The organism is Paenibacillus melissococcoides, assembly GCA_944800085.1.
Classification (GTDB): Bacteria; Bacillota; Bacilli; order Paenibacillales; family Paenibacillaceae; genus Paenibacillus_B; species Paenibacillus_B melissococcoides.
Window position 1 is genome coordinate 1,398,271 of record CALYLO010000001.1, and the last position, 19,652, is coordinate 1,417,922.

At 53.5% G+C, this 19,652-nt stretch carries 18 protein-coding genes; 12 read left to right on the forward strand and 6 right to left on the reverse strand.

Features of this window, described 5'->3' with window-relative positions; genetic code table 11:
* The first annotated feature begins 81 nt into the window (after positions 1-81).
* The gene (locus tag OCY70_RS06440) at positions 82-1,440 is read left to right on the forward strand and encodes an IS1182 family transposase (RefSeq protein ID WP_261944692.1); all 1,359 of its coding nucleotides are present in this window, start codon (positions 82-84) and stop codon (positions 1,438-1,440) included.
* Positions 1,441-1,879: 439 nt separating this feature from the next.
* On the opposite strand, the gene cdaS is transcribed toward OCY70_RS06440, so the two are convergent.
* Positions 1,880-2,512 carry a sporulation-specific diadenylate cyclase CdaS gene (gene cdaS / locus OCY70_RS06445; RefSeq protein WP_213431315.1) on the reverse strand — a complete coding sequence of 211 codons (633 nt, stop codon included), beginning with the start codon at positions 2,510-2,512 and terminating at the stop codon, positions 1,880-1,882.
* A gap of 227 nt (positions 2,513-2,739) precedes the next feature.
* On the opposite strand from cdaS, the gene OCY70_RS06450 reads away from it, so the two are divergent.
* The 6 genes from OCY70_RS06450 (at position 2,740) to OCY70_RS06475 (ending at position 7,836) form a co-directional block, all read left to right on the forward strand.
* A complete protein-coding gene (locus OCY70_RS06450; RefSeq protein WP_261944691.1) occupies positions 2,740-3,477 on the forward strand; it encodes an RNA polymerase sigma factor in 738 nt (245 codons plus the stop codon).
* 16 nt (positions 3,478-3,493) lie between these two features.
* Positions 3,494-4,069 carry an ATP-dependent Clp endopeptidase proteolytic subunit ClpP gene (gene clpP, locus OCY70_RS06455; protein ID WP_213431313.1) on the forward strand — a complete coding sequence of 192 codons (576 nt, stop codon included), beginning with the start codon at positions 3,494-3,496 and terminating at the stop codon, positions 4,067-4,069.
* A gap of 204 nt (positions 4,070-4,273) precedes the next feature.
* Positions 4,274-4,831 (forward strand): protein phosphatase 2C domain-containing protein, encoded by a 558-nt coding sequence (locus OCY70_RS06460; protein WP_213431312.1) that lies wholly within the window; start codon positions 4,274-4,276, stop codon positions 4,829-4,831.
* Complete coding sequence (locus OCY70_RS06465) at positions 4,825-5,133, forward strand: hypothetical protein (protein WP_213431311.1); 309 nt, start codon at positions 4,825-4,827, stop codon at positions 5,131-5,133. The genes OCY70_RS06460 and OCY70_RS06465 overlap by 7 nt, the downstream gene beginning before the upstream one ends.
* Before the next feature lie 473 nt (positions 5,134-5,606).
* On the forward strand, positions 5,607-6,965 hold the full coding sequence (locus OCY70_RS06470; RefSeq protein ID WP_261944690.1) for an IS1182 family transposase: 1,359 nt from the start codon (positions 5,607-5,609) through the stop codon (positions 6,963-6,965).
* A gap of 448 nt (positions 6,966-7,413) precedes the next feature.
* On the forward strand, positions 7,414-7,836 hold the full coding sequence (locus OCY70_RS06475) for a C40 family peptidase (RefSeq protein WP_373871463.1): 423 nt from the start codon (positions 7,414-7,416) through the stop codon (positions 7,834-7,836).
* A 67-nt stretch (positions 7,837-7,903) separates the two neighbouring features.
* On the opposite strand, the gene OCY70_RS06480 is transcribed toward OCY70_RS06475, so the two are convergent.
* Both OCY70_RS06480 and OCY70_RS06485 read right to left on the reverse strand, forming a co-directional pair.
* Positions 7,904-9,328, reverse strand: coding sequence for a sensor histidine kinase (locus tag OCY70_RS06480; RefSeq protein ID WP_213428602.1), 1,425 nt, complete (start codon positions 9,326-9,328; stop codon positions 7,904-7,906).
* Between the two features lie 57 nt (positions 9,329-9,385).
* Positions 9,386-10,075 carry a response regulator transcription factor gene (locus tag OCY70_RS06485; protein ID WP_213428604.1) on the reverse strand — a complete coding sequence of 230 codons (690 nt, stop codon included), beginning with the start codon at positions 10,073-10,075 and terminating at the stop codon, positions 9,386-9,388.
* A 268-nt stretch (positions 10,076-10,343) separates the two neighbouring features.
* Between OCY70_RS06485 and OCY70_RS06490 the strand changes: the two genes are divergently transcribed.
* Complete coding sequence (locus tag OCY70_RS06490) at positions 10,344-11,510, forward strand: AI-2E family transporter (protein ID WP_213428605.1); 1,167 nt, start codon at positions 10,344-10,346, stop codon at positions 11,508-11,510.
* A gap of 86 nt (positions 11,511-11,596) precedes the next feature.
* Here the strand turns inward: OCY70_RS06490 and OCY70_RS06495 are convergent, their stop codons facing one another.
* Positions 11,597-12,391, reverse strand: a complete 795-nt coding sequence (locus tag OCY70_RS06495; RefSeq protein WP_306433936.1) for a divergent polysaccharide deacetylase family protein — start codon at positions 12,389-12,391, stop codon at positions 11,597-11,599.
* A 165-nt stretch (positions 12,392-12,556) separates the two neighbouring features.
* Here OCY70_RS06495 and OCY70_RS06500 point away from each other — a divergent pair, with 165 nt between their 5' ends.
* The 4 genes from OCY70_RS06500 to OCY70_RS06515 all read left to right on the forward strand — a co-directional run bounded on the left by OCY70_RS06500 (position 12,557) and on the right by OCY70_RS06515 (position 17,247).
* A complete protein-coding gene (locus OCY70_RS06500; protein ID WP_213428606.1) occupies positions 12,557-13,696 on the forward strand; it encodes an amidase domain-containing protein in 1,140 nt (379 codons plus the stop codon).
* Between the two features lie 83 nt (positions 13,697-13,779).
* A complete protein-coding gene (locus tag OCY70_RS06505; protein WP_213428607.1) occupies positions 13,780-15,264 on the forward strand; it encodes an oligosaccharide flippase family protein in 1,485 nt (494 codons plus the stop codon).
* A 163-nt stretch (positions 15,265-15,427) separates the two neighbouring features.
* Positions 15,428-16,150, forward strand: a complete 723-nt coding sequence (locus OCY70_RS06510) for an ABC transporter ATP-binding protein (protein WP_213428608.1) — start codon at positions 15,428-15,430, stop codon at positions 16,148-16,150.
* Positions 16,147-17,247 (forward strand): ABC transporter permease, encoded by a 1,101-nt coding sequence (locus OCY70_RS06515; RefSeq protein ID WP_213428609.1) that lies wholly within the window; start codon positions 16,147-16,149, stop codon positions 17,245-17,247. Before OCY70_RS06510 ends, OCY70_RS06515 begins: the two co-directional genes overlap by 4 nt.
* Positions 17,248-17,301: 54 nt before the next feature.
* Here the strand turns inward: OCY70_RS06515 and OCY70_RS06520 are convergent, their stop codons facing one another.
* Both OCY70_RS06520 and OCY70_RS06525 read right to left on the reverse strand, forming a co-directional pair.
* Entirely contained in the window at positions 17,302-17,952 is a 651-nt protein-coding gene (locus OCY70_RS06520; RefSeq protein WP_213428610.1) for a TetR/AcrR family transcriptional regulator, read from the reverse strand.
* Between the two features lie 156 nt (positions 17,953-18,108).
* A complete protein-coding gene (locus tag OCY70_RS06525; RefSeq protein ID WP_213428612.1) occupies positions 18,109-19,434 on the reverse strand; it encodes a hemolysin family protein in 1,326 nt (441 codons plus the stop codon).
* Between the last annotated feature and the right edge of the window lie 218 nt (positions 19,435-19,652).

The window sequence follows — 19,652 nt, forward strand, 5'->3', positions numbered from 1 at the left end:
AAAGTCTATGTTAATTACCCATTCACCGCGTTAATTTGGTATAATGTTCTTATCATAATCCATGGAAAGCGCGGTGTTTGTATGCTTTACACGAATGATCCCAACCCACAACTGGACTATGAACTGGTTTGTCTTGAGCATATGGTTGCCCCTGATCACTTGCTTCGTCATATCGATAAACATATTGATTTTACCTTTATTTTGGACCTTGTGCGTCCTTACTACAGCGAGTCGAACGGCCGACCATCTGTGGATCCCATTGTGTTCTTTAAAATGCTGCTGATCGGCTACTTGTATAACATTCGCTCAGAGCGAGAACTGGAGCGAGTCGTCAACGATTCCCTGGCTTTTCGGTGGTTCTTACGGCTCGGGCTTTCCGGCAAAGCGCCTGACCATTCGATCTTTAGCTGGAACCGGAAAAATCGGTTTAAGGATACTACCATCTTCCAAGATATCTTCGATAATATCGTTCAGCAGGCGATTCAGCACAACATGGTGGGAGGTCGGCTGCTCTTTACCGACTCCACGCATATCAAGGCAAATGCCAATAACGGACGGTACGAGAAACGAGAAGTCACTTGTACGCCTTATGAATATCTCCAAGAGCTGGAGCAAGCCGTGAATGAGGATCGGGTCGCTTTTGGAAAAAAGCCACTGCCTCCCAAAGAGGAGGCCGAAACCAAGGAACAAAAAGTTAGCTTAACAGATCCGGAGAGCGGAAACCTGAATCGGGATGGAAAACCGGAAGGGTTTCATTATTTAGATCACCGCACCGTAGATCATAAATACAACGTGATTACGGACTGCTACGTTACGCCTGGAAATGTGAATGATTCGGTTGTTTATGTAGATCGTCTACTACATCAAATAGAGAAGTTTGGCTGGGAAAAGTCGCTGGAGGCCGTTGCACTCGACTCTGGTTACATGACGGCCTATGTTTGTTACCGTACGAACAAATTAAACATCACGGCAGTTATTCCAGAGCGTTCGACCCGTGAACACGGTGTATTTCCCAAAGAGAAATTTCATTATGATGCAGAAAAGAATGTTTTTATCTGTCCAAACCAGCAAGAACTCACGTACCGCACCACAACACGAAAAGGATTCAGAGATTATAAATCCGATCCCAAACAATGCGCTGCCTGTACATTATTGAGCAAGTGTAACGAGAACAAAAATAAACAACGCACCATACAACGGCATATCTGGGAAGAACACAAAGAGAAAGTAGTTCAAAACTTCCAGAGTGAGAGCGGAAAAGCCGTTTATGCCCTACGCGCCCAAACCATTGAGCGAAGTTTCGCGGATGCCAAAGTGCTCCATGGACTTCGCTATTGCCGGTTTCGGGGAAGAGACAAGGTGCAGGAGCAAGTGCTAATGACAGCCACTGCACAGAACATAAAAAAGATAGCCACACATCTCGCCAGAAGGGCGGGGTAAAGCAAAGACCCCATCCCCCCTCCATTCTCTCTCATCAAACACCACTTTTTCCCAGCGAAATGATATTACATTGATATTACTTCGTAAAAAACAGGGGTTTTCCAACAGCCTGAAAACTGCAGGAATTTCAGCCATGTCAATGGTTTGAAAGCAATAATCGGCGAAATTGATGCGCTTTTGCAGGAATTTCATCAAATAGTGGAACAAATGGTAAAAATTCCTGCGTTTACGCAGGATTTCGCTGCCTCATCTATTTTCCGATCGCATTGTCCGCGCTGTCTTTCCCACTTCCCAATTTCCACTTTCCGCATCCGCCGCATTGTCCGTACCGACTTCCCCGCCTCCACATTTGCCGCAGTACCGTCATGCCCCTCGCTATTTGTAAATGACGTATGGGACAGTCCCTTTTTTAAGTGACCGATGGAACAGTCTCATTGCGTTACTTCGTATTATCCCCGGAGATAAGCGAAGAGATAGGATACAGCCGCCCGCCCAACGCGAAGGAAGCGGTGCCCGATTCTTCGGAGACGACAAGCACGAGCGCATCGCTGCGCTCGCTCAAGCCCGCCGCGGCCCGGTGGCGCGTGCCGAATTTGGAGCCGGGAGGGATCGAACGGGAGAGCGGCAATATATTGCCTGCCGACAGGATCTCGTTCGCCCGGATAATGACGGCGCCGTCATGAAGCGGGCTGCCCGAGATGAAGATCGACTCGAGCAGCGAGTGGGTCAAGGTCGCGCCGATCGGCGTCCCGGGCTGGATCAGGTGGTCGAGCGGGTCCTGCCGCTGCACGACGATCAGCGCTCCGAGTCTTCGCTGCGATAAATGATGAATGCTCAGCGTCAACTCGGCGTATTTGTCGGTGTAGGGGGACAGATAACAGTTCATATAAAATGATGCCGCCGTCGATTCCAGTGCGATAATGCTTTTCCGGAATTGCTCGAACTGGCCGAGCATGCAGTTGTCGGATTCATCGAATACTTCCAGGCTCTGCCGGATATCATCGGAGAGCTGCTTGAGCTGCTCTTTCAACTGCTGCTTGACGATGGATAGATCGCAATTTGCCGTCTCCATGCTCCTGGCTCCTTGTCTTGCCGATTGTCTTCTTAATGTTAATGTAAACCTTCCGGAACCTCATTATACAGAAAAGCTCATTTAAACCAACCCGTAACGGCTGCCTGCGGGTTTCCATACAAGCTCATGATATGATAATTTTATTTCAAATGATGCGTATCCTTTTTGGCCGTTCGGCCGTTTACGTAGTGTAAACGAAAGGAATCAGCAAAGGAGGGCCCCATTCCATGGCCTTTGTGAAATCCGATCTGACCTCTTCTGCGAGCGAGGCGCATGATGCTGTCCTGGAGGCGCTGCCTTCGCTGCGGAAATATTGCATGTCCCTGACCGGCTCGCCATGGGATGCGGAGGATCTGGTGCAGGATGCCTGCCTCAAGGCGATCCCCGTGTTCCGGCGCCCGGGCGGCAAGCCGCTTCAGACGGAAGCGTATTTGCTGCGGACGGCGAAGCATGCCTGGATCGATCGCATTCGTAAAGATAGAAACGCGCAGCGTCTGCAGCATTTGCACACGCTGGAGGACCTCATCGAAGTTCCGGATTCCGATGCCGGGATGGAGCTGGAAGCAGCCATGTCTTTGCTGCTGGCCTATTTGTCGCCGCTCCAGCGGACCGTGCTAATGCTGAGAGAAGGTCTTGGCTATTCAGCGGCGGAGACGGCCGCTCTGCTCCATACGACGGAAGGGGCGGTCAAGTCTGCGCTGCATCGCGCGCGAACCGTTCTGCGGACCGGGCTCCCGGCGGAGGAGGAACGGCTTCCAACCCCCGAAGGGGTGGATAGCAGGCTGCTGAAGGACTATCTGTCCGCCTTCCGGAGCGGAGACGCCGCACGCCTCGTTGAACTGGGGCTGCAGGGCGCAGTCGAGCCCGTCGTCTCCCTGCATGCCGTCCTGGGAAGCCGCGCTGGCCGCGGTCAGGGAATGCTTACCAACTTTGTCCGTTCATCTTCTTGGAGGATGGCGGCCTAACGAGAGGAGCATTCGCATGAATTTTATACCGTATGTGGTCGAGCAGACCAAGGTGGGAGAACGCAGCTACGATATTTATTCCCGTTTGCTGAAGGACCGGATTGTGATGGTATCCGGGGAGATTGAGGATCAGATGGCCAATTCGGTTGTCGCGCAGCTGCTGTTCCTGGCAGCCGAGGATCCGGGTAAGGACATTCAGATGTATATCAATAGTCCCGGCGGCTCGGTGACGGCCGGATTCTCGATCTATGACACGATGCAGTTCATCAAGCCGGACGTATCCACGATCTGCATCGGTATGGCCGCCAGCTTCGGGGCGATGCTGCTGACCGGCGGCGCGAAGGGCAAGCGGATGTCGCTCGCCAACAGCGAAGTGATGATTCACCAGCCCCTCGGCGGGGTACGCGGGCAGGCGTCCGATATCCAGATCCATGCCGAGTGGATACTGAGCACGCGGCGGAAGGTGAACCGGATTTTGTCCGAGCATACCGGCCAGCCGATCGAGCGAATCGAGCAGGATACCGATCGCGATCGCTTCATGGATGCGAAGGAATCGCTCGCGTACGGGATTATCGACAAGATTATTGCCTAGTGCGGCGTGCAGGCAGCGAAGCCCTTGGAACCGGTATGGAGACGGCAGTCTCCATCGCGCCGGGTGCCAGGGGCTTCTTGTTGTTAGCGGCGATGCCCAGGCCTTGCGGGAGCAGGCGAAGGGACGTATGATGGAGAAGATTGGAAAGCACGGAGATTTCGATATCATATGTGACTATGTTTTTCATGGGAGTGGAGTTCAGCGATGCAAACTTGTCATCTGCAAGGCAGTGGAATATGGAATGAAGATGCCCTGGTCGTGAACGAGCGGAATCAGGTGTACGGGGTGGTCGACGGAGCGACCTCTCTAGGCGGCTACCGGGACAAATCTAGTAATACGGGCGGCTATATCGCGGCGCAGCTGCTCGCCGCCCACGCGATAGAGGCCGCGGACGGCATGCCGCTGGAACAGTTGGTGATGCAGGCGAATGCCGCGTTGGGGGATAGAATGAGGGAAGCCGGCATCGATATGGCGGACAAGGCGCAGCGGTGGAGCGCGGCATTCGCGCTGTTCCGCGTGCGCGAAGACTGGATTGAATATGTTCAGGCCGGGGACTGCATGCTCTTCGCCAAATATAAAGACGGCACCTACCGGCGGCTGACGCACGATCAAGTGGCACGGTTCGATCGCGCCTGCTGCGGAAGCGTCAGGAGGCGCTGGAACTGGGCATTCGCGAACCGGCGGAGATTCTTCGCTATCTGCTGCCGTTCCAGCGCGAGAACCGGTTCAGGGCGAATACCCGCGGCGGATACGCCGTGCTGAACGGAGATCCGGAATTGAAGCGCGGCATGGAGCCGGGACGCATCAGCCGTTCCGGGCTGACGGCGATCTATGCGGTCTCGGACGGGTTCTTCCACGGCATGGAGGCGGAGAATCAACCGTGGTCGCACATGCTGGAGGCGATCGACCGCCATGGTCTGGAAGCTTATGCGAAGCGGCTTATCAAGAGGGAAGAGGCGGATTCGGATTGCACCGTCTGTCCGCGCCTGAAAATATCGGATGACAAAACAACCATCGTATGGACGGATCCCGTGGCCGCGAATGCGCATTGTGAGAAAATATGATGGGAAAATGAGAGAGCCTGCTTGCCCGCGACCCGTCCGGCATACCGGATCGGGGGCGCAATAACTGGGCTTCCGCGGCTGCAACGCCGCAGTCCGCGCACGATCGGAGGCTGCCCCAAAGGCAGGGCACGCGGAGGGGGCACGACGGGACAACAGAGAATATAGAGGCGGGAAGATAGTGGTGGAAGATGGATGATGCAGTGAAATGCTGCGTTAACGCAGGAATTTACGCCCTTTGAGTCCATATTCCATTAAATTCCTGCAAAACTACATTATTTCCCCCGTTTTTTTTCTTTCTATCTCTTTCATATGTTGAATTCATGCGGTGTTGCAGGAATTCCTGTAACGAAGCCAACGTCATAAGGGAAAACTGCATTTATCAGAGTGTTGAGAAAGTCTATGTTAATTACCCATTCACCGCGTTAATTTGGTATAATGTTCTTATCATAATCCATGGAAAGCGCGGTGTTTGTATGCTTTACACGAATGATCCCAACCCACAACTGGACTATGAACTGGTTTGTCTTGAGCATATGGTTGCCCCTGATCACTTGCTTCGTCATATCGATAAACATATTGATTTTACCTTTATTTTGGACCTTGTGCGTCCTTACTACAGCGAGTCGAACGGCCGACCATCTGTGGATCCCATTGTGTTCTTTAAAATGCTGCTGATCGGCTACTTGTATAACATTCGCTCAGAGCGAGAACTGGAGCGAGTCGTCAACGATTCCCTGGCTTTTCGGTGGTTCTTACGGCTCGGGCTTTCCGGCAAAGCGCCTGACCATTCGATCTTTAGCTGGAACCGGAAAAATCGGTTTAAGGATACTACCATCTTCCAAGATATCTTCGATAATATCGTTCAGCAGGCGATTCAGCACAACATGGTGGGAGGTCGGCTGCTCTTTACCGACTCCACGCATATCAAGGCAAATGCCAATAACGGACGGTACGAGAAACGAGAAGTCACTTGTACGCCTTATGAATATCTCCAAGAGCTGGAGCAAGCCGTGAATGAGGATCGGGTCGCTTTTGGAAAAAAGCCACTGCCTCCCAAAGAGGAGGCCGAAACCAAGGAACAAAAAGTTAGCTTAACAGATCCGGAGAGCGGAAACCTGAATCGGGATGGAAAACCGGAAGGGTTTCATTATTTAGATCACCGCACCGTAGATCATAAATACAACGTGATTACGGACTGCTACGTTACGCCTGGAAATGTGAATGATTCGGTTGTTTATGTAGATCGTCTACTACATCAAATAGAGAAGTTTGGCTGGGAAAAGTCGCTGGAGGCCGTTGCACTCGACTCTGGTTACATGACGGCCTATGTTTGTTACCGTACGAACAAATTAAACATCACGGCAGTTATTCCAGAGCGTTCGACCCGTGAACACGGTGTATTTCCCAAAGAGAAATTTCATTATGATGCAGAAAAGAATGTTTTTATCTGTCCAAACCAGCAAGAACTCACGTACCGCACCACAACACGAAAAGGATTCAGAGATTATAAATCCGATCCCAAACAATGCGCTGCCTGTCCATTATTGAGCAAGTGTAACGAGAACAAAAATAAACAACGCACCATACAACGGCATATCTGGGAAGAACACAAAGAGAAAGTAGTTCAAAACTTCCAGAGTGAGAGCGGAAAAGCCGTTTATGCCCTACGCGCCCAAACCATTGAGCGAAGTTTCGCGGATGCCAAAGTGCTCCATGGACTTCGCTATTGCCGGTTTCGGGGAAGAGACAAGGTGCAGGAGCAAGTGCTAATGACAGCCACTGCACAGAACATAAAAAAGATAGCCACACATCTCGCCAGAAGGGTGGGGTAAAGCAAAGACCCCATCCCCCCTCCATTCTCTCTCACCAAACACCACTTTTTCCCAGCAAAATGATATTACAATGATATTACTTCGTAAAAAACAGGGGTTTTCCAACAGCCTGATTTATGCAGTTTTTCGGCAAGTCGAGCTTTGAGATCAGGGGGCTGTCCCACGGTAGCGAAAACTACTTATGGGACTGCCCCTTTGTCATGTCTGGGAGCGGGATAAGCTGTCAAGAGGAGTTTTATGAGAAAAGTCTAATCCGTTTCTCATCGGGCGGCGCAAACGCAACGGGGACCGATTACATTTCACTTTCAAGAAAATAATGTAAAAAATTTATATGTTATGGTGGTTTCAGGTGATGTGCCTAACCCGATTTGAAGGAGGATGTATTTCATTGAAACCAGCCAAGTTCGGTAAAATCCTGATTAGTGTCAGCTTGAGCGTCTCATTTCTGATGTCAGCGAGTGTCATGATGCCGCTGCAGCCGGCGAGTGCGGCTTCCGCCACCACGAGCAGCGCCAAAGCGAAAAGCATCATTGCCACCGGCAAAAAATATATGGGCGTACCCTATAAGTTCGGGGCGAAGTCCGGCATAACGAGCGCATTCGACTGCTCATCCTTCGTTCAATATGTATACAAGAAGCATGGCATCAAGCTGCCGCGTACTTCGAAGCAGCAATCGAAGGTCGGCAAGAAGGTAAGCAAGAGCCAGATGAAGCCGGGAGATTTGGTGTTCTTCTACTCTCCGGTTCACCATGTCGCCATTTATATTGGGAATGGGAAAATCCTGCATACTTACGGCAAACCGGGCGTCACGATTTCCAGCCTCGATGGAAAATGGGGTAAGCGCGTAACGGGAGTTCGCCGCGTCCTGTAACCGGACAAGCTATGATAAGGCCTCCTGAAGATACGAATCTCGTGTCTTTAGGAGGCCTTATTGCGCGTTAATGCCGCTGCGGAGCGGGAGGCAGGCATACCGTGAAGGTGCTTCCTTCGCCGAGGCGGCTCTCCACCTCGATGCTGCCCTGGTGATTGTTCACCAGCTGCTTGGCGATAGACAAGCCGAGCCCGGTGCCGCCGGTTGCTCTGGATCGCGCTTTGTCCACCCGGTAGAACCGATCGAATACATTGCCGATCTCATCGGCAGGAATTCCGATGCCGGAATCGGCGACGGAGAAGCATACCCGCTTCTTGTTCCGCGCCACCTCCACCCGAATCCAGCCTCCCGGGTTCGTGTAGCGGATGGCATTCTCAATCAGGATGATGGCGACCTGGCGGAGCTGGTCCCCGTCCCCGAGCACGAAGGCGTCCTTGTCCAGATTGACGCGGAGCGTAATGCCCCGATCCTCGGTCCAGAGCTGATGGATCGCCTGATGGATCGTATCGGAGAGATCGATCCGCTCCCGGCTTGGCGTGATGCTGCCCGTCCGGGCCAGGGTGAGCAATTGCGCGATGAGGCGCTGCATTCGCTGACTCTCCTGATCCAACGCTTCGAGCGAGCGGTTCAGGACATCCGGGTTGCTCGTTCCCCAGCGCTTCAGCAGCTTGACGTATCCCCGGAAGGCGGTCAGGGGCGTGCGGAGCTCGTGGGAAGCATCCGAGACGAAATTTTTCTCCCGTTCGACCTGCTCTCCCAACTGCACAAGCATATGATTGAGCGTACGGGCCAGATCGTTGAGCTCCCGCGGCGTATCCGGCACGGGAATCCGGTGCTTGAGATCCGGATGATCCTGAATGTTCCGGACGGCGTTCGTGATCGCGAACAATGGGGACAGATTGCGCCGCGTCACATGGTAGAGCCATAACGATCCGACGGTGGAGCTGATCAGTCCGGTGATGAACAGCACTTGCACCATAATCTGAAGGAGGCGTTTGACATTATTCAATTGAACGCGGATATGAATCGTCCCTTCTCCGCCGCCCAACGGATTCCAGACGAGCTGATCCCGGAAGAACAGCCCGCTCTTCGTGTTCCACTTCAATGTATCGACGACCCAGTTCAGCTTCACTTCCTGCTGATTCGTATCATAAGCCTCGTACCATCCCCGGGATTGGGCCAGGACACGTCCGGACGCATCGATCACCTGCACGTAGTAATTCGCATGATCGGGATAGAGCATCTCATCCAGAATATCCTGATACTGTTTATCCGCGGGCGTCTCCAGCGTATCGATTAATTTGAGCTCGACGGCGGTCAGTTCCCGGCGCGTATCCTGAATGACGGTATGACTGACGGTTCCCATAATGAACAGCCCGATCCATACGATGACCCCAAGCAAGCTCAGCACATATAACATGGTGGTGCGGAACATTAAGGTGTCCGGCAATAAACGGAAGGGCTTTTTGAGGCGGGAAAAGAAAGACTTCATCGGAACGACCTCCCGTTGCAGTAACGTCAGCCTTGGCCGAATCGGCAGAGCCTCGGGCTAAGACGAGCGCAGCACATAGCCGACTCCGCGCACGGTATGAATGAGCTTCGGCTTGTATGTGCGATCCAGCTTGTTGCGAAGGTAGCGGATATAGACGTCGACCACGTTCGTCTCGCCAGCGAAGTCATAGCCCCAGACGTCGGACAGGAGCTGCTCCCGGCTGACGACTTCCCCTTGATGCTCGGTTAAATAGAGAAGCAGATCAAATTCCCGTTGCGTCAAATCGATCTGTTCGCCCTCGCGCGTCACCCGTCTTTTTTTCACATCGATCGTCAAGCTGTCGACTTGATACCGTTCCGGCGCCGCGGCATGCCATGACGGATTGTGCCGGCGCAAGACGGTCCGGATTCGCGCCAGCAGCTCCTCGATCTCGAACGGCTTCGTAATGTAATCATCGGCCCCGGTATCGAGGCCGGCGATTTTGTCGCCGATATAATCCCGGGCCGTCAGCAAAATGATGGGCACATCGCTCGTCTTCCGAATGCGGCGGCATACTTCCAGGCCGTTGAGGCGGGGAATCATCCAATCCAGGAGGATCAGATTCCACTCCTGCTGCTTGAAATAGTCGAGCGCCTGCTCGCCGTCCTGCGCAATCGTCACATCGTAGCCTTCATGCTGAAGCTCCAACTGAAGGAATTCCGATACATTATGTTCATCTTCCACGAGCAGAATCGAAGTCCTTGTCATGGCATCACCACATTTCCCCTGTTTGCCCTTATTATGTCCGGACCGCCGGCAATCATGCCGAAGCGAACGGGAAGAAAAAGTATCGAATAGGCCGGACACCCTATGCCGGTTTAAAGCGGAAATCCGCCTGCCGGGAAAGCGGGAAAAATGAAGAAAAGGGGCGCGTTCCCGCGTTGGCAGCGGTGTTAGGATTCGCGAAATCATTATGCTAAAATGAGAAAAAAGACAATGATGAACCAATGATATGGAGTGGAGAAGGGGTATGCATATGGATCAACCTCAATCGAAGATGAGCAAGTTCAAACTGTTCTTTTTAAACAACCGCTTCGTGCTGTTTTTGCTGATTCTGCTGCTGATCGGGCTCAACATTTTCCTGCTGACGAAGATCTCGTTCGTCTTCCGTCCGGTGCTTGTCTTGATCAGGACCGTCCTGCTCCCTGTCATTCTGGCGGGCGTGTTATATTACTTGTTTAACCCGATCGTCGATTATTTACAGGAAAAAGGAGTGAAGCGGGTCATTACGATCTTGCTTCTTTATCTCCTTATTTTGGGACTTCTTACGATCGTCGTCTTGGCCGTGATTCCGGTCATCCGCCATCAGGTGATAGAGCTGGTCTCGAACTTCCCGGCTTTCTGGGCTCGTATCGAGACGCTGTTGACGGACTTGATTGGCAGCGATTATGTTCAGCGCTTTCAGCAGACCATCGATCTCGATACAACGAAGCTGATCAATACGATAACGGAGCGTGCCACGAGCCTGTTGAATAATACGTGGTCGGGTATTGGCGGATTCGTCGGGGCGGTGACAGAGACTATTCTCTCCTTGGTGATCGTGCCGTTCATCTTGTTCTACCTGCTGAAGGACGGGAAGAAGCTCCCAGGCTATATTCTCGGGTTCGTGCCGACGCCGCTGCGCAAGCAGACCGGTCAGGTGATGACGGAGATGAACCATCAGATCAGCTCTTATATCCGGGGGCAGATTATTATCAGCTGCTGCATTGGCATGCTTCTCTATATCGGCTATCTGATTATCGGCCTCGATTATTCGCTTATTCTGGCCATGATCGCGGCCTGCACGAGCATCGTTCCTTATCTGGGGCCGGCGATTGCGATTACGCCCGCGCTCATCGTGGCGCTCGTGACTTCGCCGATCATGCTGTTGAAGATGATAGCGGTGTGGACGGTTGTCCAATTGATCGAAGGCAAGTTCATTTCCCCGCAAATTATGGGCAAGACGCTGCGGATTCATCCGATCACGATTATCTTCGTCATTCTGACGGCAGGCAATTTGTTCGGCGTCCTCGGCATCATCCTGGCCGTGCCGGGATATGCGGTGCTGAAGGTCGTGGCGACGCATCTGTTCCGTTGGTTCAAAGCCCGCTCGCATCTGTACGACGGGCCTCCTGCGGGACCGGATCCGACCGTTAAGGGGTAGCCGGTAATCATGTGGCGCGGCATCCCTGCCAGCAGTGGTAGACCAGTTCGCATCTATGCGGCTGGTCTACGATGCATCGGCGAAGGCTATGGATGAGGGACGACGGGAACGGCAGGCGGCAGCACCTCCGACACGGTTTTGAACACAACCTGCTGGTGGTTCATCTCAAGCATTTGGTCCTTCAGGATAGCTGCCGTAATATGTCCCGCGCTTCCGACATGTCCGATGGCGATACATATATTGTGGTGATTCAAATGCGCCCGCATCCGCAAGAACTGCTTCTTGATCGCCGACGGTTTGTGAACATCATCCAGGAAAATATGGTTTTCCAGCGAGGGGATATCCACTTCTTTTGCCACTTTGGCGACGACGCTGCGATAGTTGGTATGGCTATCCAGGAAATAAATGCCCCGCTCCTTGCACACTTCCAAGATGACTCGCATCACTCTCGGCTCAACCGTCACCTTTGAGCCCATATGATTGTTCATCCCGACCGCATGGGGAACATCGTCGATCGCGGCATGCACCCGCTTGCGAATCTCGTCCTCACTTAAATCCATCGTAATCGCTCCCGGTCCAAGCCACGATTTTTTGCCCGCCAGCGCCTCCATCGGCATATGCACGATGACTTCGTGACCGGCCGCATGCGCCCGTTCCGCGTCACTCTTCGTATACTTCAAAAAAGGCATCACCGCGACGGTCACCTTGAAGGGCAGCTCCATAATCTGCTGCGAACCGCGCCCGTTATTGCCGAAATCATCGATGACGATGACGGCCGTTTTCTGAGGTTCAGCCGCTGCCGTTCCGGGCAGGAGGCAGCCAATGAGCGCCAGCATAATGATGTACCTGCAGCCTGCCGCGATGAATGGAAATGGTTTCATCTGCTCACACATCCTATCCATACATTCCTTTTTAGATTGCGTAGGAGGACAAATTTCAGTCTGCTATTTTTTCGCAGCATCAAAACAACGGGTATGGAGAACTTAAAGGCAGTGAAAATGCGTTCTTCCCTCAATGATGTGGAAATACTGCCAAGGAGATGCGAAATGGTAAGGAAAACGATGTTCATCATGCTGTCGCTATGCTGCATATGGATTACGGCGATAGCGGAGGCTGCTTCTTCCGGTGACAAGGATGAAGAGGTGACCGGCTACATCCAGCAGGTTTTCAAAGACAGGACGAATTTTTTGATTCATCAGCAGGAACAGGCGATTCGCGATCATTATGCCGCTTCCGGCAGCAGCCGTCACGCGCTTCGACATGAAATTGATCGCTCCGCCTATATTCATGCCTGGGCGGAACGAAGAGGCATGCAATTCATTAACGCCGATAGCGATGTCCGGATCATTCGGGCCAAGGTGAGAGGAAATAAAGCAACGGTCTCCGTCGTCGAATCTCTGCGGCTGGATTATATCTATACGCACAGCGTCGTTCCGACACAATCGTTCGGAATCGGCACCCGCCATGCGATCACGCTGACGAAGGAGGACGGCAAGTGGAAGGTGCTGCGGGAATGGTATCTTGACCCGCTGGAGGAGAACCCGAAGCTGATTCCCGAAGCCGACGATATGATGCTGAGGCCGCAGCTGAAGCAGCCATCCAACGACGCCGATCGGCCCTCCACGCAATCGGACACGAAGCGGAGGCCGAGATATAATCGGCAGAAAGCCGTCGCTTACGCCAATAAATATGCCGGTACGGCCTGGGGAGCGGGCAACAAGCACCGATATAACCCGAAGTACCGGGATTATACCGGCTTGGGCGGCGACTGCACCAACTTCGCTTCCCAATGTATCGGCGATCCGGAGGAAGGCGGAGGCTTGAAAATGAGAGGCGGCTGGCATTATTTTTTGTTCAACGGGGGATCCCAGACATGGGTTCAAACCGATGCCTTTAAAAATTTCCTGCTGCACAGCGGTTATGGCAAGATGATCGCCAAGGGCAAATTCACCGATATCGTCAAGCCATCCGAGAGGCATCCGGCCGGGGCGATTGCGAAGCTGCAGCCCGGGGATCTGATTGGCTACGACTTTAACGGCGATGTGGATCATTTCTCGGTCGTCGTCGGATTCGATGATTTCGGCTATCCGTTGGTTAACTCGCATACCGCCGATCGCTACCGCGTTCCCTTCGACTTGGGCTGGGATCGGAATACGACCTACTTGCTGATCCATATCCGCGATTAACCGCAGCGCCGTCTGTTGAACATAACCCGGCCCGTCCAATCATACAATGGGAGGACAAGGTTGGAATGGTCGGGTGATGGAAAATGAAGCTGCCAGTCATAAATCCGGCTGCCCTGCGGGCAGGAGCTATCCTCGTGGGCAAGGTCATTGGCTTAGCGGGGAGAGCGACGCTGTCCCGCTTTCTTGGCGCCGAGGGCGTCGGATTATACCAGCTCGCCTATTCATGCTATGGTATTTTTCTCATGATCATTACCGGAGGGCTGCCGACGGCATTGGCCTTATTTACCGCCAAGCATCCGGCCAGAGGCTGGGCCGCTTTTCGCACGCTGTCCGTGCCCGTCGCACTGGCCGGGGGCGCGGCCAGCCTCCTGATGTACATGCAGTCCGAACATATTGCCGCCCTTCTTGGGAACCCGGATGTGGAAGCCGCTATCCGCTGCCTGGCTCCTTCTTTGCTGGCCGTTCCGATACTGCAGCTGCTGCGAGGGTATATGCAGGGAACCGAGCGGTACGGAGCCATCTCCTTCTCGGAGATAGCGGAGCAGGCCGTTCGGGTCGGCACCATGATTATTCTTGTCTTTTTGTTCGCCTCCGAAGGGACGTCCATCGCTTTGGGGGCCGGGTTGACGGGAACGACGACGGGCGCGCTGTCCGCCTTCCTGCTGCTTACGGTCTGTCTCGCGACAAGGCGCTTCCTTCCCGCAGGCTCTATTGAATCCCATTCGCCAGTCCGGAGCGGAGTCCGATCGATTATCCATGCTTCCCTGGCGATTGGCTTCACGAGGCTGCTGGTCCCCGCCTCGGACTTCATCGATTCGCTGCTCATCCCGCGCCGGCTTCAGACCGCAGGATACACCCTTTCGGAAGCGATATCGATTTACGGCGTCATTACGGGAATGGCGGTCATCGTCGCTTATATGCCGACGATCGTAACGGCCGCCGTCTCGTATACGATGACGATGAAGCTGGCCTCTTATTTTCAGCAGGGCGAGTTGAGGTCCTACCATGCTATGGTCCGGAGGATGCTTCAGCTCTGCTGGACATGGGGCTTGTTAAGCGGCATGTACCTGTTGTTGTTCGCGGATCCGTTGGCACATCTGTTGTTCCATACCCCCGAGGCGGCGGCTCCGATTCGGTACTTCGCGGTTCTCCCGCTTATCGTCGGCATTCGCGAGCTGACGACGAGTATTTTATGGACCCAAGAAAAGAAAAATATTCCATTCATGGGCCTGCTGAACGGAATCGCCTTCTCGACGGCCTTGCTGTTCTTCCTGCTGGCCATACCCGGATTCGGGTATGAGGCGGCGTCTATTGGCGTTCTGGCGCTGGAAGGCGTCGCGGTATTCGGTAATCTATATGCGCTCCATCGAATGCGGGCCCATCTGTTCGCCTGGAGATGGATCGGGTGGGAAGCGTTATTTTGCCTCCTGAGTTTATTCCTTTTCTTGTTCGCTGCTCCATCGGGTCCCGGGACGGCATCGTTGTGGCCATCGGCGGGCCATATGCTGATCTATTGGCTCGGAGCGGGGAGCGTCCTCTTCGTGCGGGCCAAGTCCTTCATGCAATAAGTGCTCATGAGGAGCGTCTTCATTCCGGCGGGAAAGGGGACGCTCATTTTGCTTCGTTGCGGGTTGGGAGCGAGATGAAACAATCGATTTACATAAGGAGAAAAGTTGGTATAATAAAAATGAGTAAACACTCACTCACATTATTGCAGGGATGGTGAATCCTTTGAAAAACGTAATTGCCGTCCATCAGGTAAGCAAGCGATATGGCAAGAAGGCGATTCTATCTGACGTGGATATGACCGTGGCCGAAGGGGAGATCTATGGGTTGATCGGCCCTTCGGGGGCAGGGAAGACCACTCTGGTGAAGCTGATCGTCGGCATGGATTCCGCCTCTCAGGGGGCGATCGAGGTCGAAGGCGTCCGGATACCGAATCTCGGGATGCTGCAGCGAATCGGGTATATGGCCCAGTCGGATGCGCTCTATCCGGAGCTGACAGGGGAGGAGAATCTTGATTTTTTCGCTTCTCTGTTCGGCCTATCCAAAAAGAAACGATCCGTACGGATTGCCTATGCGGCTGATCTGGTTCAACTCACGCCTCATTTGTCCAAAAAAGTGATGGCGTATTCCGGCGGCATGAAGCGCCGGCTGTCGCTGGCGATTGCGCTCGTTCACGATCCGCAGGTCCTCGTCCTCGATGAACCGACGGTTGGTATCGATCCCGAGCTCCGATTATCGATCTGGAATGAGCTGTACCGCCTGAAGCAGGAAGGCAAATCGATTTTGGTGACGACGCATGTCATGGACGAAGCCGAAAAATGCGACCGGCTGGCGATGATGAGGGAAGGGCGCATGCTGACCTATGGCTCGCCTGCTGAATTGAAGAGCCGCTTCGGCATTCACAGCCTGGAGGAAATATTTATTAAGGCAGGGGGAATGGACGCATGAGAACGGGAGCCCTCGTTAGACGGATTGGCCAGCAGATGATGCGCGACAAACGAACCTTGGCGCTCATGATGGTGGCGCCCCTGCTTATTTTGACGCTCATTCACTTCTTGTTCACGAGCGATTCCGGCGCGATTCCGAAGCTTGCGGTGATCGGCGCGGATGAAGCGATAGCAGAGGCGCTGCGGGACAAGGAGATCGAACCGATGGTCTATCCTGGCGGAACCGAAGCGAAGAAGCTGCTGGCTGAGGAGGAGCTCGACGGCGTCCTGCAGTGGCAAGGGGAGGAGGCCGCCCTTACGCTGCGGAATGAGGATCCGGCCTCGGCCAAAGCGCTGCAGATGAAGGTGATGCAGACGCTTGCGGCACAGGCGGCGAAGCAGCAAGCGGAACGGCTGGCTCATCTGCTGCAAGGAAAGGTTGAGCATCCGGCAGGGAACCCTCTCGGCGAAGCGGAGCCGAAGCTGGCGATCGATTATATGTACGGCGATGCCGGCACCTCGTTCTTTGATGTGTTAAGTCCGATTCTTGTCGGTTTCTTCGTCTTCTTCTTCGTCTTCCTCATCTCGGGGATCGCCCTGCTGCGGGAACGGACGACCGGCACGCTGGAGCGGCTGATGTCGACGCCAGTTCGCCGCAGCGAGATTGTATTCGGTTATTTGTTGGGCTACGGGCTGTTTGCCGTTATTCAGACGCTTATCGTCGTCTTTTATTCTGTCAAGGTGCTCGGAATTGTGATGGCGGGCAGCCTCGGGAACGTGATTCTCATTAATTTGCTGCTTGCGCTGGTCGCTTTATCGTTGGGGATATTGCTGTCGGCCTTCGCCAACTCGGAGTTCCAGATGGTGCAGTTCATTCCGCTTGTCATCGTCCCCCAAGTTTTCTTCGCCGGCATTTTTCCGGTGGACGGCATGGCGGATTGGCTGCAGGCCCTGGCGCGGATCATGCCGATGTATTATGGAGGGGATGCGCTGCAAGCGGTCATGTACAAAGGGATGGGATTGTCTGAAATCTATTCCGATCTCGTCGCGCTGCTCGGATTCGCTTTCGTCTTTATCGTGCTCAACATTGCCGTGCTGCGGAAGTACCGCAAACTATAAAGTGGAACTGAAAAAGCCGCCGCGGATTGCGATCTGCGGCGGCTTGTCTTTGGATCAAGGGGTGAGCGCCTTCATCAGGAAGGAAATCGTGGCTTCCCGTTCCCGCTCGTCGTTCCACTCTGCTTGCTCCTTCTCGATGAAGAGGGATCTCGCAAGCACATACCCGATAATGACCGAGGCGGTGAGCCGGATAACCGTGCCGGTCGGCAGCTCGACAAGCTTCCCTTCGGCCTGGAAGCGGCGGATAATCTTCTCGAACCGCTTCATCACTTGGGAGACGACAATCTCCTGCAGTTGGGCCTGAAGATCGGGCTGGAAGGGAAGCTCCTGCAGCACAATGCGGACCAAGCTCATATTGTGATGCAAAAAATCGATGCGGTTCTCGATGACGGCCCGCAAAAATTGATCGTAGCTCTCATATTCCGTGTCCAGCACGTCCTTGAACTCGCGCAGGACGAACGGGGCAATCAGCTTCACGATGGAGGGCGCCACGATGGAGAGGAGCAGATCCTTCTTCGTCTTGTAATGACGGAAGATGGTGCCTTCCGCCACGCCGGCGCGCTGCGCGATCTCGCTGGTCGAGGAGGCCGCAAAGCCCTTTTGCGCAAAAACTTCAATGGCTGCCTTCACGATCCGCTCCTGCTTCTCGGTCATCTTCGCATTGGCATCGGCGTGCAGCAGTTCTTCAATCCATGGCTCGGTCATAGGTTTATTGGCAACTCCTTATTTCCTTCGTTCCGTGTCACGTTACCGTTAGCTTATCACAAAGCAATAGGATTGTTAAATGCAGAAGCGCCCTCTTCCGTTCGGGAGAGGGCGCGATTGTGGCACATGTCCCATGATCAGGGCCAATGGCGCCTGTTATTCCGGTACTGGTGCTGGTGCTGGTGCTTCCACTTTGTCCTCGACAATGACTTCAATCCGGCGAATGCGGTTCTTGCTCATCTCGCGGATAATCATCCGGACATGCTCATAACGCAATTCCTTGCCGCGATGCAGCTCGGTGAAATGATTGAACACCCAGCCCCCGAACGTGTCCACTTCCGCGTTCTCGATCTCAAGTCCGGTCAGATGACAGAACTCGTGCAGCGGCACAAGGCCGTCAAGCAGGTAGCATCCTTCATCCAACACTTCGATTTCGCGGCGCTCATCGGTATCGAACTCATCCCGAATCTCGCCGACGATTTCTTCCAATATATCTTCTATCGTAATAATCCCCGATGTCCCGCCGTACTCATCCACGAGCAGGGCCATATGCATATTTTCCTGCTGCATCCGCGTCAGCAAGGTCTTGACCGGTATTGCTTCGGGCACGGTAAGAATCGGGTGAATCAATGCTCGAAAATCAAATTCCTTTTCTCGGTCATATTCCAGGAACAGCTGCTTCGTGTTGATCATGCCGATGATATTGTCTTTGGAGCCGGTCGCGACCGGGAAGCGGGTGTACTGCTCCTTGCGGATAATCTCCAGATTTTGCTCCAACGAATAGTTGGTATATACGCAGGCCATATCTGTGCGCGGAACCATAATCTCCTTCGCCAACAGCTCATCGAAGGCGAAGATGCGGTTCACATAGCCGTATTCGGCGTTATTGATTTTCCCGCTCTGCAGGCTCTCGGACAGGATAATCTGAATCTCTTCCTGGGTATGGGCTTCCTCATGCTCGCTGGCCGGCTTGAGTCCGAATGTCCGGACCAACAGGTTCGCAGAGCCGTTGAGCAGCCAGATGAATGGGTACATCAATTTGTAAAAGAATATGATCGGCTTCGCCGCCAGCAAGGTGATCGCTTCGGCCTTCTGAATGGCCAGCGTCTTCGGCGCGAGTTCCCCGACGACCACGTGGAGGAAGGTAACGGACAAAAACGCGATGGCATAAGACAGCACATGGCTGACATTGCCGCTAATATTCATGTCCGTCAACCATGGGAGCAGCATCGCTTCCACGGTCGGTTCGCCCAGCATGCCGAGTCCTAACGCCGTAATCGTAATTCCCAACTGACAGGCTGACAGATATCCATCCATGTTGCTTGTGACTTGCTGAACGGCGAGCGCTTTCTTGTGGCCTTCCAGCACGAGCTGATCCACTCTGCTGGAACGCAGCTTCACGATAGCGAACTCGGTCGCGACGAAGAACGCGGTCAGCATAATCAATACGGCAATCATGAATAGATTCAATCCTATACCCATATAATGTTGTCTCATCCCTTTATTATCAGATTTAAGTTCTTATGAACTAATTTTACGAACTTTACCTTGGATGTACAACTGGCGGCAGGGGTCGTTTGGGGGGAACGGTCCGGTTTATCCCCGTTGAGGCCCGTGTGGGATGCGATTCCCTTCGTTTTTCGGCTCTTTACAAGCAATTTTGAACAGTGCTATATTAGGTTCATATGAACTTTTGCAAG

Bases quoted from the DNA above. Each gene is read 5' to 3' on its own strand.
- OCY70_RS06520 (WP_213428610.1), bottom strand. From the start codon at position 17,952: ATGACCGAGCCATGGATTGAAGAACTGCTGCACGCCGATGCCAATGCG.
- OCY70_RS06480 (WP_213428602.1), bottom strand. From the start codon at position 9,328: ATGAAGTCTTTCTTTTCCCGCCTCAAAAAGCCCTTCCGTTTATTGCCG.
- OCY70_RS06490 (WP_213428605.1), top strand. From the start codon at position 10,344: ATGGATCAACCTCAATCGAAGATGAGCAAGTTCAAACTGTTCTTTTTA.
- cdaS (WP_213431315.1), bottom strand. From the start codon at position 2,512: ATGGAGACGGCAAATTGCGATCTATCCATCGTCAAGCAGCAGTTGAAA.
- OCY70_RS06485 (WP_213428604.1), bottom strand. From the start codon at position 10,075: ATGACAAGGACTTCGATTCTGCTCGTGGAAGATGAACATAATGTATCG.
- OCY70_RS06515 (WP_213428609.1), top strand. From the start codon at position 16,147: ATGAGAACGGGAGCCCTCGTTAGACGGATTGGCCAGCAGATGATGCGC.
- OCY70_RS06440 (WP_261944692.1), top strand. From the start codon at position 82: ATGCTTTACACGAATGATCCCAACCCACAACTGGACTATGAACTGGTT.
- OCY70_RS06470 (WP_261944690.1), top strand. From the start codon at position 5,607: ATGCTTTACACGAATGATCCCAACCCACAACTGGACTATGAACTGGTT.
- OCY70_RS06460 (WP_213431312.1), top strand. From the start codon at position 4,274: ATGCAAACTTGTCATCTGCAAGGCAGTGGAATATGGAATGAAGATGCC.
- OCY70_RS06525 (WP_213428612.1), bottom strand. From the start codon at position 19,434: ATGGGTATAGGATTGAATCTATTCATGATTGCCGTATTGATTATGCTG.
- OCY70_RS06495 (WP_306433936.1), bottom strand. From the start codon at position 12,391: ATGAAACCATTTCCATTCATCGCGGCAGGCTGCAGGTACATCATTATG.
- OCY70_RS06475 (WP_373871463.1), top strand. From the start codon at position 7,414: ATGTCAGCGAGTGTCATGATGCCGCTGCAGCCGGCGAGTGCGGCTTCC.
- OCY70_RS06450 (WP_261944691.1), top strand. From the start codon at position 2,740: ATGGCCTTTGTGAAATCCGATCTGACCTCTTCTGCGAGCGAGGCGCAT.
- OCY70_RS06500 (WP_213428606.1), top strand. From the start codon at position 12,557: ATGGTAAGGAAAACGATGTTCATCATGCTGTCGCTATGCTGCATATGG.
- OCY70_RS06505 (WP_213428607.1), top strand. From the start codon at position 13,780: ATGAAGCTGCCAGTCATAAATCCGGCTGCCCTGCGGGCAGGAGCTATC.
- clpP (WP_213431313.1), top strand. From the start codon at position 3,494: ATGAATTTTATACCGTATGTGGTCGAGCAGACCAAGGTGGGAGAACGC.